Raw genomic sequence first — 14,938 nt, 5'->3', positions numbered from 1 at the left:
GGGACGAGTGAGTTATTGAGCCCAACGCAATTGCGTAGGCAGCGGTGAAACAGGTTCGGGTTCCGGTGGCGAGCCGGGCAACGACAGCACACGGTTGAGCACTTCAGCTTCCAACGCGGCCAGGCGATGTGAGCCCCGTGCACGCGGGCGTGGCAGGTCGACGATCAGGTCGAGGCCGATTTCGCCGTCTTCGATCAGGATGACGCGGTCGGCAATTGCCACGGCTTCGCTGACATCGTGGGTTACCAGCAACACGGTGAAGCCATGCTTCTGCCACAGGTTTTCGATCAGTTGCTGCATCTCGATGCGGGTCAGGGCATCCAGCGCCCCCAGCGGCTCATCCAGCAACAGCAGGCGCGGTTGGTGGATCAGCGCACGAGCCAGGGCCACGCGTTGCTTCTGCCCACCGGACAGCGCCGCCGGCCACTCGTTGGCACGTTCAGCCAGGCCGACCGCCTCCAGGGCTTCCAACGCTTTGGGGCGCCAATCGCCTTTAAGGCCAAGGCCGACGTTGTCGATGATCTTTTTCCATGGCAACAGGCGCGCTTCCTGGAACATCAACCGCGTGTCTTCAAGCGCTTCGCTCAGCGGTGCGGAACCGGCCAGCAGCTCGCCGCCGCTGGCTTTGTCCAGCCCGGCCAGCAGGCGCAGCAAGGTACTTTTGCCGCAGCCACTGCGGCCGACCACCGCCACGAATTGGCCGGCAGGTATGTGCAGGTCAATCTCCTTGAGCACTTCCCGTGCGCCAAAGGCCTTGCGCAACTTGCGTACCGCCAGGGGGATGCCCTTGAGCAGGCGCGGAGGTTGTTGAGCTGTCATGCCGCACCCCCTTTATTCACTTGATAGGCCGGGTGCCAGCGCAGCCACACACGCTCCAGGCCACGAGCAGCCAGATCGGCGAGTTTGCCGAGGATGGCGTACATCACGATAGCCAACACCACCACGTCGGTTTGCAGGAATTCACGGGCGTTCATCGCCAGGTAGCCGATGCCGGAGCTGGCCGATATGGTTTCCGCCACGATCAGCGTCAGCCACATGAAGCCCAGGGCAAAGCGCACGCCCACCAGGATCGACGGCAGCGCACCCGGCAGGATCACCTGGCGGAACAGGCTGAACCCGGACAAGCCGTAGCTGCGCGACATCTCCACCAACGCCGGGTCGACATTGCGGATGCCGTGGTAGGTATTCAGGTAGATCGGGAACAGCGTGCCGAGGGCAACCAGGAAAATCTTCGCCGTCTCATCAATGCCGAACCACAGGATCACCAGCGGAATCAGCGCCAGGTGCGGCACGTTGCGGATCATCTGCACCGAACTGTCCAGCAGGCGTTCGCCCCACTTCGACAAGCCAGTGATAAAGCCCAGGACCAGGCCGATGCTGCCGCCGATCACAAACCCCAGGCCGGCACGCCAGCCACTGATCGCCAGGTGCGTCCAGATCTCACCGCTGGCGACCAGATGCACGCCGGCAGCAATCACGGCACTGGGCGCCGGCAGGATACGGGTCGACAACCACCCCGCCGATACCGACAACTGCCACACCGCGAGCAATAGCACCGGCAGTACCCAGGGCGCCACGCGGTGGCTTAGTTTTTCATAGCTCATGGGGCGGCCTCAGCTCTGTGACGCAGCTTTGGGAAGGATATCGTTGGCGACCATCTCGCCGAACGGGCTGACGTAGCCGGCGCTTTTCGGCAGCTCGGGTCGCTCGATATCCAAGTGAGGGAACAGCAATTCGGCAACGCGATACGACTCTTCCAGGTGTGGATAACCGGAGAAAATAAACGTGTCGATACCCAGCGCGGCGTACTCCTTGACGCGTGCCGCCACGGTCGGGCCATCGCCCACCAGCGCCGTCCCCGCACCCCCACGCACCAGGCCGACGCCGGCCCACAGATTGGGGCTGACTTCGAGGTTGTCGCGGTTGCCGCCATGCAACGCCGCCATGCGTTGCTGGCCGACAGAATCAAAGCGTGCCAAAGAGGCCTGGGCACGGGCGATGGTGTCGTCATCCAGGTGGGAGATCAGTTTGTCGGCGGCCTTCCATGCTTCTTCGTTGGTTTCACGCACGATCACATGCAGGCGGATACCAAAGCGCACGGTACGCCCGAGCTTGGCGGCCTTGGCGCGTACCTGTTCGATTTTTTCCGCGACAGCGGCCGGTGGCTCACCCCAGGTCAACACCATTTCCACCTGCTCGGCTGCCAGGTCCTGGGCCGCTTCGGAGGAGCCGCCGAAGTACAGTGGCGGACGCGGTTGCTGGATCGGCGGGTAAAGCAGCTTGGCGCCTTTGACGCTGATGTGCTCGCCGTCGTAATCAACGGTCTCGCCTTCCAGCACACGGCGCCAGATGCGGGTGAACTCCACCGAGGCCTGGTAGCGCTCCTCATGGCTGAGGAACAAGCCGTCGCCGGCCAATTCTTCCGGATCGCCGCCGGTCACCAGGTTGAACAACGCACGGCCACCGGACAGACGATCCAGGGTCGCGGCCTGACGCGCAGCCACCGTCGGGGAAATGATCCCGGGGCGCAGCGCGACAAGGAATTTCAAGCGCTGGGTCACCGGGATCAGCGAAGCGGCCACCAGCCACGAGTCTTCGCAGGAGCGCCCGGTCGGGATCAGCACCCCACCGAATCCCAGGCGATCGGCGGCCTGGGCCACTTGCTGCAGATAACCGTGGTCAACGGCGCGAGCGCCTTCGGCGGTGCCAAGGTAATGGCCGTCGCCGTGGGTAGGCAGGAACCAGAAAATATTGAGGCTCATGGAGTTGTCTCCTGAAGAAGTCGGATTACGGCGCGTTGGCAACGGCGGCGGGTGGCGTCCAGATCACGTCCTTGATGCTCAAGGGTTTGGGGATCAATTTGAGTTGGTAGAAGCTGTCGGCGATTTTCTGCTGGGCGGCGACCACTTCCGGGGTCAGGAACAGCGCGCCGTAGCCCTGGCGTTTTACCGAGGTCAGGGTGATGTCAGCCGGCAGACCGAGCAGCGGTGCGACTTGTTCGGTGACTTCCTGGGGGTTGGCCTTGGACCATTCGCCCACGGCGCGCACTTCTTCCACCAGCGCCTTGATCACTTGCGGGTGTTGTTCGGCATACGGTTTGGTCGCCAGGTAGAACTGATGGTTGTCGGCGATGCCGGTGCCGTCACGCAGGGTGCGGGCCTGCAGTTGTTTCTCGGCGGCGGCCTGGTACGGGTCCCAGATCACCCAGGCGTCCACACTGCCACGCTCGAAAGCGGCACGGGCATCGGCGGGCGGCAGGAATACGGTTTGCACATCGGTGTATTTCAGGCCGGCATCTTCCAGGGCCCGCACCAGCAGGTAGTGCACGTTGGAGCCTTTGTTGAGCACGATTTTCTTGCCCTTGAGCTCGGCCACGGATTTGATCGGTGAGTCTTTCGGCACCAGGATCGCTTCGCTGGTCGGCGCCGGTGGTTCGTAGGCCACGTAGAGCAGGTCGGCACCGGCAGCCTGGGCGAACACCGGCGGGGTTTCGCCGGTCACGCCAAAGTCGATGGAGCCGACATTCAGGCCTTCAAGCAGCTGGGGGCCGCCAGGGAACTCGGTCCACTGGACATTAACGCCCTGGGCCGCCAGGCGTTTTTCCAGGGTGCCCTTGGCCTTAAGCAGCACCAACGTGCCGTATTTCTGATAGCCGATCCGCAGGGTCTCGGCGGCTTGAGCTTGAACAATGGCGCCGAAGGACACAGCCGCAGCAAACAGTGCGACCAGACCACGACGCAAGATGACAGTGCGCATGGCGCTCTCTCCAAAAATGCGATTAGGGGTTTTGGCTGCACCTGCTTGGCCGTTGGCGGCTGAGTAAGGTGAGTGTTTCGGTATATCAGTGAGGCTCAGATGCTCCAGCGAGCACTCAACAAACGTTCGTTCAACACGTGGGGGTCCAGCGGTTTCGGGCGACGGGCCATTGCGCCGTACAGTGTTTCCAGGGCTTCGTGCAAACGCTGTTCGAGCACTGGCACCAACTGCGCCTGGGCACTGCCTTCGCCATACGCGATCTGGCTGTCTTCGGCAAAGATGCCGTGGAGCAATTCCTGGGCCTTCAGCGCCGACAGCACCGGCTTCAAGGCATAGTCCACCGCCAGCATGTGGGCGATGCTGCCGCCGGTGGCCATCGGCAACACGATCTTGTGGGCCAGGGCGCGTTCGGGCAGCAGGTCCAGCACGGTCTTCAGCGCGCCGGAGAACGAGGCCTTGTACACCGGCGTAGCGATCACCAGGCCGTCAGCGTTAGCCACTTGTTGCAACAGGTCGATGACCTTGGGGCTGTCGAAGCGCGCATGCAGCAGGTCCTCAGCCGGGAAGTCCCGTATCTGGTAACTCACCACTTCTACGCCTTTGTCTTGCAACCACTGACGGGTTTTATCCAGCAATACCCCGGAGCGGGAGCGCTGGCTGGGGCTGCCTCCAAGTGTTACGACCAACATGCAGGAATTCCTTGAGCAGGTGTCGGCGGTTCGCTGTGTGACGATGGCGCCAAGATGGAACAGACCTTATCAGCAGATTCATATATCTATAAATCTTATTTTTTCATTTGTTTATTCTTTAAATGCATATGCCAGATATGAAATCGCAGCCGAAAAAAAAGGCCGTCGAAACGGCCTCAAAACCCCTGCTATGTGATCAGCGATTCGGTTGTGGTGTCAGGCGCAGGTACGGCTTCACCGCGCGATAGCCCTTCGGAAAGCGCTTCTTGATCTCTTCCTCATCCTTGAGCGAAGGCACGATCACCACCTCATCACCGTCCTGCCAGTTGGCGGGCGTGGCGACCTTGTGGCTGTCGGTGAGCTGCAACGAGTCGATGACCCGCAGGATCTCGTGGAAGTTGCGCCCGGTGCTGGCCGGGTAGGTAATGGTCAGGCGGATCTTCTTGTTCGGGTCGATCACGAACAAGGAACGCACGGTGAGTGTGTCACTGGCGTTGGGGTGGATCAGGTCGTAGAGGTCGGACACTTTGCGATCGGCGTCGGCCAGGATCGGGAAGTTGACAACAGTGTTCTGGGTTTCGTTGATGTCTTCGATCCACTTGTGGTGCGAATCCACCGGGTCGACCGACAGGGCGATGGCCTTGACGCCGCGCTTGGCGAATTCGTCCTTGAGCTTGGCGGTGAAACCCAGCTCGGTGGTGCACACCGGGGTGAAATCCGCCGGGTGGGAAAACAGCACACCCCAGCTATCGCCCAGCCATTCGTGGAAACGAATCGTGCCGGCGCTGGAATCCTGTTCGAAGTCGGGGGCGATATCGCCCAGTCTTAGGCTCATGGTGTGGCTCCTGGTGAGTGCTTATGGAGCCCACTGTGCATGGATTGTGGATTATTTAAAAAGAATAAATATCAATTTATCTAGACGATAAAGGAATATTAAAAATCTGTTCATTGGACGCGGGGGCAGACGAGGAGCAACATCGTTTCCAAGGTTCGAGAAGGCCTTGAGACGCTGTACAAAGAGGGGTCAGGAAGGGCCTGCGGGGGTTTGGCCCGACTTGAAAGCAAGACACCCTGCCCGGTGTTGCACCGGGCAGGGTTTTACAGGCTTACAAAAGCGTCACGCTACTAGAACAGTGGCAGCGAGTAGCTGACGATCAGGCGGTTTTCGTCCTGGGAACGGGTGTTCGCCAGGTCGGTACGCCACATAGCGTTTTTCCAGGCAACACCAAGGTTTTTCAGCGGGCCTTCCGGAATCACATAGGCAACAGTGATGTCGCGCTCCCACTCGGATTGACCAGTGGTTTCGGCACGACCGTTGTTGTTGGCGATGGTGTCGATGTCGCTACCTTTCAGGTAAACAACACCAGCGGTCAGGCCAGGTACACCGACTTTTGCGAAGTCATAAGCGTAGCGAGCTTGCCAGGTACGCTCGCCAGCGCGGGCGAACTTCTGGATCTGCATGTCGGTAGTGATGTAAGCCGACGAGCCGTCGCCCTGGTTCAACCAAGGGAAGTCGCTGCTACCATTGCTGACCTGGTAACCACCACCGAAGGTGTGACCGGCAACGGTGTACAGGAACAGGCCGCTGTACAGGTTGTTGTCGACCTTGCCTTTACCCGCGTTGAAGTTGTTGTAGTTACCGCTGGAGTAGTAAGCGGCAGTGTTGCCGTTCTTGCCATCGTCCGAGCTGTTGAAATAACGCAGGTCAGACTTCAGAACGCCTGGACCGATTGCCCAGTTGTGGGTCAGACCAAGGAAGTGCTGCTTGTAGAAATCTTCCAGATTGCCGTAGTAGTACTGGGCAGTCAGGTCTTTGGTCAGCTTGTAGTCACCACCGGCGTAGTAGAACTTGTTGCTGAACTTGCCGGCGTTGTAGTTGGAGCTACCGTTGGCGCCGCCAATCGACAGGTTTTCGTTATTGCTGGAGTTACGGCCCTTGGCCTTTTCCACCTGACCGGCCACCAAGGTCAAATCCTTGATGTCGTTGGTGGTGATCTGGCCACCTTGGAAGGTTTGCGGCAGCAGACGACCATCGTTGGTCACGATAACCGGCAGTTTTGGCTGCAGGGTGCCCAACTTCAGTTCGGTCTGGGAGATCTTCACCTTACCGGTCACGCCCAGGCTGGCGTAATCGTGGACAGCTTTGTTGCCGTCGCTTGGGAAGATGGTACCGCCCGAAGCAGTGCCAGTGTAGTTACCGTGATCAGCACGGCTCGAATCCAGACGCACGCCGTACAGACCGATCGCGTCAACACCGAACTGCACAGTACCTTGGGTGTAACCCGAGATGAAACGTAGATCGAAGCCTTGGCCCCATTCAGCGTTTTTGCTACGCGTGTTGGACGTGGCGTTAGGGTGACCGTCACGGTTATCGGTGTTGATGTAGAAGTTACGCAGCCCCAGTGTTGCCTTACTGTCTTCGATGAAACCGGCGGAGTTTGCCTGCTGGGCAATCGCAGCCAAAGCTACGGCCAACGCCAATGTTGACTTCTTCATGTACCGCTCCTCTCATTTCTAATTTTTGTATTTCTTTGGTCTCGGGTCTGACGCCCTCGATCCACAGATGCGCGATTAGCGCCAGATAGTGACCACCAAGTCAATCGTAACCTTGTGTGTCTACTACCTTCGTCTAATCGCAGTTGATTTGGTCCCTGCAGGGTAATGAGTTTTTCATACACCCAAAAAGAATTATTTCATTCTTTTTCATACGATTCGGGAATAAGCCTTTGCATGACGCGAACCCGTCAGCGTAGACGAACCGCTTCACAAGCTAATTCCTAAAGGGTATTTGTTAGCACTTTTTTAGATCGATTAGTGTGGCCGTAAGGTTGCATACGTCACCCACGATCAAAAAGGCGACGCCATCATGGCCAAACGCATATCCTCCCGTCAATTTGTTACAGTTTTTGTGTCACTAATAGTTTCTTTTGGTGTCAAAGCGGCCGATTTGCCCATCGGCTAGAAAATTGCCTGGCGCCATTCAACAGTGGGCCGGAAGTCGTAACCGCCATCGCCTCGGGCGACGTGCAAATCGGCAACCTCGGTTCCAGCGCCGCTGCCGCAGCGGCATCACGGAATCTATCCATCGTCGCGTTCATCGTATCGGCCCAGATCAATACTTCTGAAGCATCGGTGGTGCGTAAGGACAGCCACATTGACGCACCCAAGGATTTGTTCGGTAAAACCATCGCGACGCCGTTTGTCTCAACCTCTCATTAGTAGATTCGAAACCGCTGCAGAAAATCGCGAAAATGACAGGCACCGACGCCGCAGACATTCATGAGCTGCTAGCCGGCACGACATTCCCGGATGCCCAGGCACAACAAACCGATGCGCTGCCAAAAGGCGGCATGGCGAAGGCGATCGGGGAGACGGCGAAGCTCTTGGAGTAGCAGGGGAAGGTTGAGGTAGTGCTGCCGGATGACTCGGCCTTCGTGACCGACAAATTCGTCAAGCCCTGCACCCTGTAGGAGCCGGTTAACCGGCTCCTACAGGGTGTGGGTTACAGGGCCTTCTCGAAGATCTTCGAATTACGCTGATAGTTGTACAGCGACGCCCGCGCCGACGGCAGGCGGTCGACACTGCTCGGCACAAACCCCCGCTCACGGAACCAGTGCGCGGTGCGGGTGGTGAGGACAAACAAGGTCTTCAACCCCTGCGCCCGGGCACGGGCCTGGATGCGCTCCAGCAACACATCGCCACGAGCGCCATGGCGATATTCCGGGTTCACTGCCAGGCAAGCCAGCTCTCCCGCGTCCGAATCGGCGATCTGATACAGCGCTGCACAGGCGATGATCATGCCTTCGCGCTCCACCACGCTGAACTGCTCGATCTCACGTTCCAGCACTTCCCGCGAACGGCGTACCAGGATGCCCTGCTCTTCCAGCGGGCTGATCAGGTCGAGCAAACCGCCGACATCCTCAATCGCCGCTTCGCGCACCTGCTCGAATTGCTCCTGGGCCACCAGCGTACCGCCGCCGTCCCGGGTAAACAGCTCGGTGAGCAAGGCGCCGTCTTCGGCATAGCTGACAATATGGCTGCGCCCTACTCCACCCCGGCACGCTTCGGCGGCGGCATCGAGCAATTCGGCCTGATAGTTGGTTTTACCCAGGCGCTGCAGGTGAGCCGGCACCTGTTGCGGGCGCAGCTCGCGTACCAGGCGGCCGTTCTCATCGATCAAGCCCATATCGGCGCCAAACAGCAGCAGTTTGTCGGCGCCCAGGTCGATGGCGGCGCGGGTCGCGACGTCTTCGCAGGCCAGGTTGAAGATCTCACCGGTGGGCGAATACCCCAGCGGCGACAGCAACACGATGGAGCGCTCATCCAGCAAGCGATTGATACCCTTGCGGTCGACGCGGCGCACTTCGCCAGTGTGATGGTAGTCCACGCCTTCGAGTACACCGATCGGACGTGCCGTCACCAGGTTGCCGCTGGCAACGCGCAGGCGCGAGCCCTGCATCGGCGACGAGGCCATGTCCATCGACAGGCGCGCTTCGATGGCGATACGCAGATGGCCGACCGCGTCGATCACGCACTCCAGGGTTGCGGCATCGGTGATGCGCAAGCCTTCGTGGTAAGCCGGGGTCAGGCCCCGCGCTTCAAGGCGCGCTTCGATCTGTGGGCGCGAACCGTGGACCAGCACCAATCGCACACCCAGGCTGTGCAGCAGCACCAGGTCGTGGACGATATTGCCGAAGTTGGGATGTTCCACACCATCGCCAGGCAGCATGACCACAAAGGTACAGTCGCGGTGGGCATTGATGTAGGGGGACGCATGGCGAAGCCAGTTAACGTAGTCGGGCATAGAACCTGGGCCTGTAATAAAAAGCAGCCGAAAAAGGATGAATCGTGAAAGCGCACGGCGGGCTGATGGTTATCGTCGGAACAGGCTTGGCGACACGCTCACTCTCCTTCTATGTACGAACAGGCAGGGGTTAATTTATGCAGGTTTCAGGCAGTAATGTTCGATCAGTTCCCGCAATAGACGCACTGTAGGCGTCAAGCGTGACATTTCGAGGTATTCGCCCGGCTGGTGTGCGCAGGCGATGTCGCCGGGGCCGAGCACCAGGGTTTCACAACCAAGGCGCTGAAGATAAGGCGCTTCGGTGCCGAACGCTACTGCTTCGGCACGATGGCCGGTCAATCGTTCCGCCACCCGTACCAGTTCGGCATCTTCCGGTTGCTCGAACGGCGGTACTTCGGGGAACAGGGGCGCATAGTCAATCTTGACCTGATGGCGCTCGGCCACCGGCTGGAGCTTCTGGCGGATCGCATCGCGCAGCACCTGGGGGTCCATGCCCGGCAGTGGGCGCAGGTCGAACTCCAGGGAACACTGGCCGCAGATGCGGTTGGGGTTGTCGCCGCCGTGGATGCAACCGAAGTTCATGGTCGGTTGCGGCACGCTGAACTGAGGGTTGCGATACTCGCGCTGCCAGGCCAGGCGCAGGCCGCGCAGTTCGCCGATGGCGTCGTGCATGGCTTCAAGCGCGCTGTGGCCCAGGCTCGGGTCCGACGAGTGGCCGCTTTGGCCAAGAATATCGATGCGTTCCATCATCACGCCTTTGTGCAGGCGGATCGGCTTGAGGCCGGTCGGCTCGCCGATCACCGCTGCGCGACCCAGCGGGCGGCCCGCTTCGGCCAGTGCGCGAGCACCGGACATGGAGCTTTCTTCATCACAGGTGGCGAGAATCAGCAGCGGCTGTTTGAACGGCTGATCCAGCAGCGGCAACACCGCTTCGATGGCCAGCGCGAAAAAGCCCTTCATGTCGCAGCTGCCCAATCCTACCCAACGGCCGTCAACTTCCGTCAGCTTGAGCGGGTCGGTCTTCCACAGCGCTGCGTCATAAGGGACGGTATCGCTATGACCCGCCAGCACCAGGCCTCCGGGCCCACTGCCGTAACTGGCCAACAGGTTGAACTTGCCGGGGCTGACTGGCTGGATGTCGATGGCGAAACCCAGATCCCCCAGCCAAGCGGCGAGCAAGTCGATCACCGGGCGGTTGGTCTGGTCGAGAGACGCCTGGGTGCAGCTCACGGATGGCGCGGCAATCAACGCGGCAAACTGCTCTTTCATGGACGGTAACGGCATGCTCGGCCTCTCGACTTCCCGGATGAGCCTCACTATAGAGCCATCTGCACGACACAATAAACCGTTGCGGCGCGTTGCCGGGCTCAGTCCTGTACACTGCACGACCTTGGCAGCCACTCATTTCCCCGGCTGCGCTCCCGATCCTGGATGTTCCGGCCATGCAAAAAGAAACTGAAATCAAGCTCCGCGTCAGCCGCGAGACCCTCGCCGCGCTGCGTGAGCACCCGCTCCTGAAAAAACGCAACAAAAGTGGCTGGGAACGCCGTGAGTTGATGAACCAGTACTTCGACACCCCCGAGCGCGACCTGGCCCAGGCCAAAGTCGCCCTGCGCCTGCGCAAGGACGGTGACGACATCATCCAGACCCTCAAGACCCGCGGCCAGAGCGTCGCCGGCTTGTCGGAACGTAACGAATACAACTGGGAACTGCCTAAAGCCAAGCTCGACGTGAAGAAGCTCGACGGCGAATGCTGGCCCGAGCAACTGGCCGAGCTGGACAAAAAGACCCTCAAGCCGATCTTCACCACCGACTTCGTGCGTGAGCGCGCCGAAATCGCCTGGGGTCGCGGCAAGGCCAAGGTGGTGATCGAAGCCGCCCTGGATCTGGGCCACGTGGTGGTCGGCAAGCAGAAAGAAGAAATCTGCGAGCTGGAACTGGAACTGCGCGAAGGCGAACCGGCCGCCCTGCTGGAGTTGGCCGCCGAGCTGGCCGCGACCCTGGCGTTGATGCCGTGCGATATCAGCAAGGCCGAGCGCGGCTACCGCTTGTACGACGCCAGCAGCTACTCCCTGAGCCTGCCGGCGCCGCAGATCCACGTTGAAATGCCGCTGGACGATGCCTTCGCTGCGATCATGTGGCACCTGCTGGGCAGCAGCCAACGCCTGGCCGAGCAATACCGTTTCAATGGCCACTGGCGCCTGCTGCAAGACTGGGTCGACAACCTCGGCGAACTGCGTGCCCTGGTCGGCAGCCTTGGCCAGGCGGCACCGCGTCAGTCCACCAGCGAACTGCGCAGCGCGCTCGATGCCCTGCTGGAAGACTGGCGTCCACTGGTACAGGCCGGTGATGACGACGAGGACATCCGCAAAGCCGCACCGGAACAGTTCGCCGAAGAACTGGACGACGTGCGCTGGGGCCTGTTCTCACTGAACGCTTCACGCTGGCTGCTCGCCCGCAGCTGGACCGCCGACCGCACCGTGCGTGGCAACCGCCAGGGCGCCGCGCAAATCACCAACTGGCTGCCGCGCCTGCTGGCCGACGACGCTGTCGCCCTGCAACTGCCGCGCTACCAGCAACAGCCGGAAGACCTGGCCGAGCAACTGCCGCGTATCGAACGCATCCAGGCCTGGCTGCACCATGCGCGCCAGGTGGTCGACATTCCGGAACTGGACCGTCTGTACGGCGAGCTGAACAAGCTGGTGCAACTGGCCAACCAGCCGATTACCGATGAGTCGCTGGATGCGCGGATGCATCAGGCGATTGCGGTGTATCAGAACCGGGCGTGGAAGACCTTGCTGCGCCTGTAAGGACGCTTTCGCGGGCAAGCCCGCTCCCACACTGACTGGGTTCACACATAGAAATCTGTGAACCCAATCCAATGTGGGAGCCGGGCTTGCCCGCGATGAGGCCATCCCTGTCAGCGCAGTACTGGCAGGCTGGTGGTGGACTTGATCTCGGATAAAGCCACAATCGAATTAACCTCCTGAATCCCCGGCACCATCGACAGTTTCTCGAAGAAAAACCGCTCATACGCCTCGATGTCCGAGGTGACGATACGCAGCAGAAAGTCCACCGCCCCCATCAGCACATAACACTCCAGCACTTCCGGGAACCCGCGAATCGCATCGGTGAACTCGGTGAAGTTGGAGCGGCCGTGGGCGTTGAGTTTCACCTCGGCGAATATCTGCGTGTTGAGGCCGATCTTCTTGCGATCCAGCAAGGTCACCTGGCCACGAATCACGCCCTCTTCCTTGAGCCGTTGGATACGTCGCCAGCAAGGCGACTGGGACAGGCCGACCTGTTCGGCGATCTGCGCGCTGGAGAGCGAAGCGTCTTCTTGCAACAGGGCCAGGATACGGCGGTCGTAGGCGTCCAACTCGCTGTGCATATAAATACCCTCCATCGCACTTATTCTGAATTGATTGATTCGATTTTCGACAAATAAGGCCCATCTTAGATAAGAAATCTCCCGTGGCGAATGTAAAAATTTCTCCAGTCGAATCCGGAGCTTTCCCATGCATGCCGTCGAAACCAACCACCCCGCCACCCGCATCGATGCGTGGGCCGTCAACAGCACCCATTGCCAGGCCCATTACCACATCGTCGCCGAGGCGGAGCCCGACGTTGTGTGCCGGGTACTCAACTATTTCGCTCTGCAATTCCTCACGCCACAGCAGGTTACGGTCAACCGCGAAGAAGACCTGTTGAACATCGCCATCGTGATGGACGGCCTGAGCTGGCACCGTGCCCAGGTGATCGGTGAAAAGATTCGAAACCTGATCAGCGTGTGCACACTGGACGTGTGGTCGGCTGATTCCGTGGCGCCTCAGGCAGTGATGGCGGTTGCTCAGTAAGACCCTGCAATACACGCCGGGAGGAAGATATTCAGGGGCTGGCTAGCCTGGGATTTACGCCCACTGCCCTCAGGAAAATCTCCATGCCGGTTGATCAACGATTGGAACTGCGTCAGCTGCTGCCGGCTCTGCTCGAAGGGCGAGTGATCACCCCGGAAGTTGCACAGCAGTTGTCGGCGCTGCCGGCCAGCAACACCTTGCATCCCCTGGAAAGCATCGCAGCCCTTGGCCCCAGTCTGGAAACCCTGACCGAATGGCTGGCCCAGCATGCCGGGCAACCGTACCTGCGCATCGATCCGTTGAAGATCGATGTGGCGACGGTCGTGCCGCTGATGTCCCATGCGTTCGCCCAACGCCACGCCATCCTTGCAGTGGCGGTGGACGCGCAGACGGTCACCGTCGCCAGCGCCCAGCCCCACGTCACCAGTTGGGAAGCCGGGCTGGCGCAGGTGCTCAAGCGCTCGATCAAGCGTGTGGTTGCCAACCCCCATGACATAACGCGCTGTATTGGCGAGTTCTACCGGCTGGCGAAGTCCGTCAGCGGCGCCGATCAAAAAGTTGCGGCACCGGGCAACAACGAACTGCTCAACCTCGGCGCCAGCGACCAGGAGCCGGATGCCAACGACGCGCATATCGTCAACATCGTCGACTGGCTGTTGCAGTACGCTTTCGGCCAGCGTGCCAGCGATATCCACATTGAACCGTGCCGTGAACAGGGCCGTGTGCGCTTTCGCATCGACGGGTTGTTGCACGACGTCTATCAGTTCCCGCCCCAGGTCACGATGGCAGTCGTCAGCCGCCTCAAAAGCCTGGGCCGCATGAACGTGGCGGAAAAGCGCAGGCCCCAGGACGGCAGGGTCAAGACCAAAAGCCCGACCGGAGCGGAAGTGGAACTGCGCCTGTCCACCTTGCCCACGGCATTTGGTGAAAAGCTGGTGATGCGGATCTTCGACCCACAGGTGCTGCTCAAGGGCTTTGACCAGCTTGGTTTATCGGTTGAGGACCAGCAACGCTGGCAAGCCATGACGAGCCAGACCAACGGCATCATCCTGGTCACCGGCCCTACCGGTTCAGGCAAGACCAGCACCCTCTACACCACGCTCAAGCAATTGGCCACGCGGGAAGTCAACCTGTGCACGGTGGAAGACCCGATCGAGATGGTCGAGCCGGCGTTCAACCAGATGCAGGTTCAGCACAATATCGACCTGACCTTCGCCAGCGGCATCCGCGCCCTGCTCCGCCAGGACCCGGACATCATCATGATCGGCGAGATCCGCGACCAGGAGACCGCCGAAATGGCGATCCAGGCTGCATTGACCGGGCACCTGGTGCTGTCGACCCTGCATACCAACGATGCGCCCAGCGCCATCAGCCGCCTGCAGGAGCTGGGCATTGCGCATTATTTGATCAAAGCCACCTTGCTCGGCGTAATGGCGCAGCGTTTGGTGCGGGTTCTGTGCCCCCACTGCAAGCGTGCGTTGGGTGACGCCCATGAAGCGGTCGGGTGCGTCGAATGTCGACACAGCGGTTATCAGGGGCGGGCCGGCGTTTACGAAATCATGGTTTTGAACGAAGCGCTCAGGACTTTGATCACGCCTGGGGCCGATGTGCAGGCCCTGCGCCAGGCAGCAGTGACTCACGGCATGCGCAGCTTGCGTATGGCCGGCATGCAGAAGGTCGCGGCGGGGCTCACCACGGTGGCGGAAGTCTTGCGGGTGACTCCCGGGGATTCGGTAACAAATCCTTTGTTTGTTAAGCAGTGAAACCGTTCTTATCGGTGACAACACCGTTACAATCGGCCCAACGTCGTTTCACTGACACCATCAGATAGG

Annotated in this window: 13 protein-coding genes and 1 pseudogene; 4 read left to right on the top strand and 10 right to left on the bottom strand. The window is 60.3% G+C overall.

Annotated features, from left to right (window positions below; translation table 11 throughout):
* Positions 1-12: 12 nt before the first annotated feature.
* The 7 genes from ssuB to BMX59_RS05920 form a co-directional block, all read right to left on the bottom strand.
* Complete coding sequence (gene ssuB / locus BMX59_RS05950) at positions 13-819, bottom strand: aliphatic sulfonates ABC transporter ATP-binding protein (protein ID WP_092241799.1); 807 nt, start codon at positions 817-819, stop codon at positions 13-15.
* Positions 816-1,604 carry an aliphatic sulfonate ABC transporter permease SsuC gene (gene ssuC, locus BMX59_RS05945; protein WP_071490432.1) on the bottom strand — a complete coding sequence of 263 codons (789 nt, stop codon included), beginning with the start codon at positions 1,602-1,604 and terminating at the stop codon, positions 816-818. Before ssuC ends, ssuB begins: the two co-directional genes overlap by 4 nt.
* Positions 1,605-1,613: 9 nt before the next feature.
* Positions 1,614-2,762, bottom strand: coding sequence for an FMNH2-dependent alkanesulfonate monooxygenase (gene ssuD, locus BMX59_RS05940; RefSeq protein WP_071490433.1), 1,149 nt, complete (start codon positions 2,760-2,762; stop codon positions 1,614-1,616).
* A 25-nt stretch (positions 2,763-2,787) separates the two neighbouring features.
* Complete coding sequence (locus BMX59_RS05935) at positions 2,788-3,756, bottom strand: sulfonate ABC transporter substrate-binding protein (protein ID WP_071490434.1); 969 nt, start codon at positions 3,754-3,756, stop codon at positions 2,788-2,790.
* A 95-nt stretch (positions 3,757-3,851) separates the two neighbouring features.
* A complete protein-coding gene (ssuE, locus tag BMX59_RS05930; protein ID WP_058426479.1) occupies positions 3,852-4,445 on the bottom strand; it encodes an NADPH-dependent FMN reductase in 594 nt (197 codons plus the stop codon).
* A 196-nt stretch (positions 4,446-4,641) separates the two neighbouring features.
* A complete protein-coding gene (locus BMX59_RS05925; RefSeq protein WP_093120525.1) occupies positions 4,642-5,280 on the bottom strand; it encodes a peroxiredoxin in 639 nt (212 codons plus the stop codon).
* 290 nt (positions 5,281-5,570) lie between these two features.
* The gene (locus tag BMX59_RS05920) at positions 5,571-6,941 is read right to left on the bottom strand and encodes an OprD family porin (protein WP_092241793.1); all 1,371 of its coding nucleotides are present in this window, start codon (positions 6,939-6,941) and stop codon (positions 5,571-5,573) included.
* Between the two features lie 370 nt (positions 6,942-7,311).
* Here BMX59_RS05920 and BMX59_RS05915 point away from each other — a divergent pair.
* Positions 7,312-7,915 (top strand): annotated as a pseudogene (locus BMX59_RS05915) (ABC transporter substrate-binding protein).
* Between the two features lie 32 nt (positions 7,916-7,947).
* Here the strand turns inward: BMX59_RS05915 and argA are convergent.
* A complete protein-coding gene (argA, locus tag BMX59_RS05910) occupies positions 7,948-9,249 on the bottom strand; it encodes an amino-acid N-acetyltransferase (RefSeq protein WP_071490437.1) in 1,302 nt (433 codons plus the stop codon).
* A 135-nt stretch (positions 9,250-9,384) separates the two neighbouring features.
* The gene (gene argE, locus BMX59_RS05905; RefSeq protein WP_071490438.1) at positions 9,385-10,533 is read right to left on the bottom strand and encodes an acetylornithine deacetylase; all 1,149 of its coding nucleotides are present in this window, start codon (positions 10,531-10,533) and stop codon (positions 9,385-9,387) included.
* A 158-nt stretch (positions 10,534-10,691) separates the two neighbouring features.
* Here argE and BMX59_RS05900 point away from each other — a divergent pair, with 158 nt between their 5' ends.
* Complete coding sequence (locus BMX59_RS05900) at positions 10,692-12,059, top strand: CYTH domain-containing protein (protein ID WP_093120522.1); 1,368 nt, start codon at positions 10,692-10,694, stop codon at positions 12,057-12,059.
* 110 nt (positions 12,060-12,169) lie between these two features.
* Here the strand turns inward: BMX59_RS05900 and BMX59_RS05895 are convergent, their stop codons facing one another.
* Positions 12,170-12,640: an Lrp/AsnC family transcriptional regulator gene (locus tag BMX59_RS05895; protein WP_010207358.1), complete on the bottom strand. Its 471-nt coding sequence runs from the start codon at positions 12,638-12,640 to the stop codon at positions 12,170-12,172.
* 127 nt (positions 12,641-12,767) lie between these two features.
* On the opposite strand from BMX59_RS05895, the gene BMX59_RS05890 reads away from it, so the two are divergent.
* Together BMX59_RS05890 and BMX59_RS05885 are read left to right on the top strand one after the other, a co-directional pair.
* Positions 12,768-13,106, top strand: coding sequence for a hypothetical protein (locus BMX59_RS05890; RefSeq protein WP_093120519.1), 339 nt, complete (start codon positions 12,768-12,770; stop codon positions 13,104-13,106).
* Positions 13,107-13,189: 83 nt separating this feature from the next.
* On the top strand, positions 13,190-14,869 hold the full coding sequence (locus tag BMX59_RS05885; protein ID WP_093120516.1) for a GspE/PulE family protein: 1,680 nt from the start codon (positions 13,190-13,192) through the stop codon (positions 14,867-14,869).
* The last annotated feature ends 69 nt before the right edge of the window (positions 14,870-14,938 follow it).

The organism is Pseudomonas sp. NFR09, assembly GCF_900111535.1.
GTDB lineage: Bacteria > Pseudomonadota > Gammaproteobacteria > Pseudomonadales > Pseudomonadaceae > Aquipseudomonas > Aquipseudomonas extremorientalis.
The sequence above is the reverse complement of the archived record's forward strand: the minus strand, read 5'-3'. Positions and strand labels throughout refer to the sequence as shown.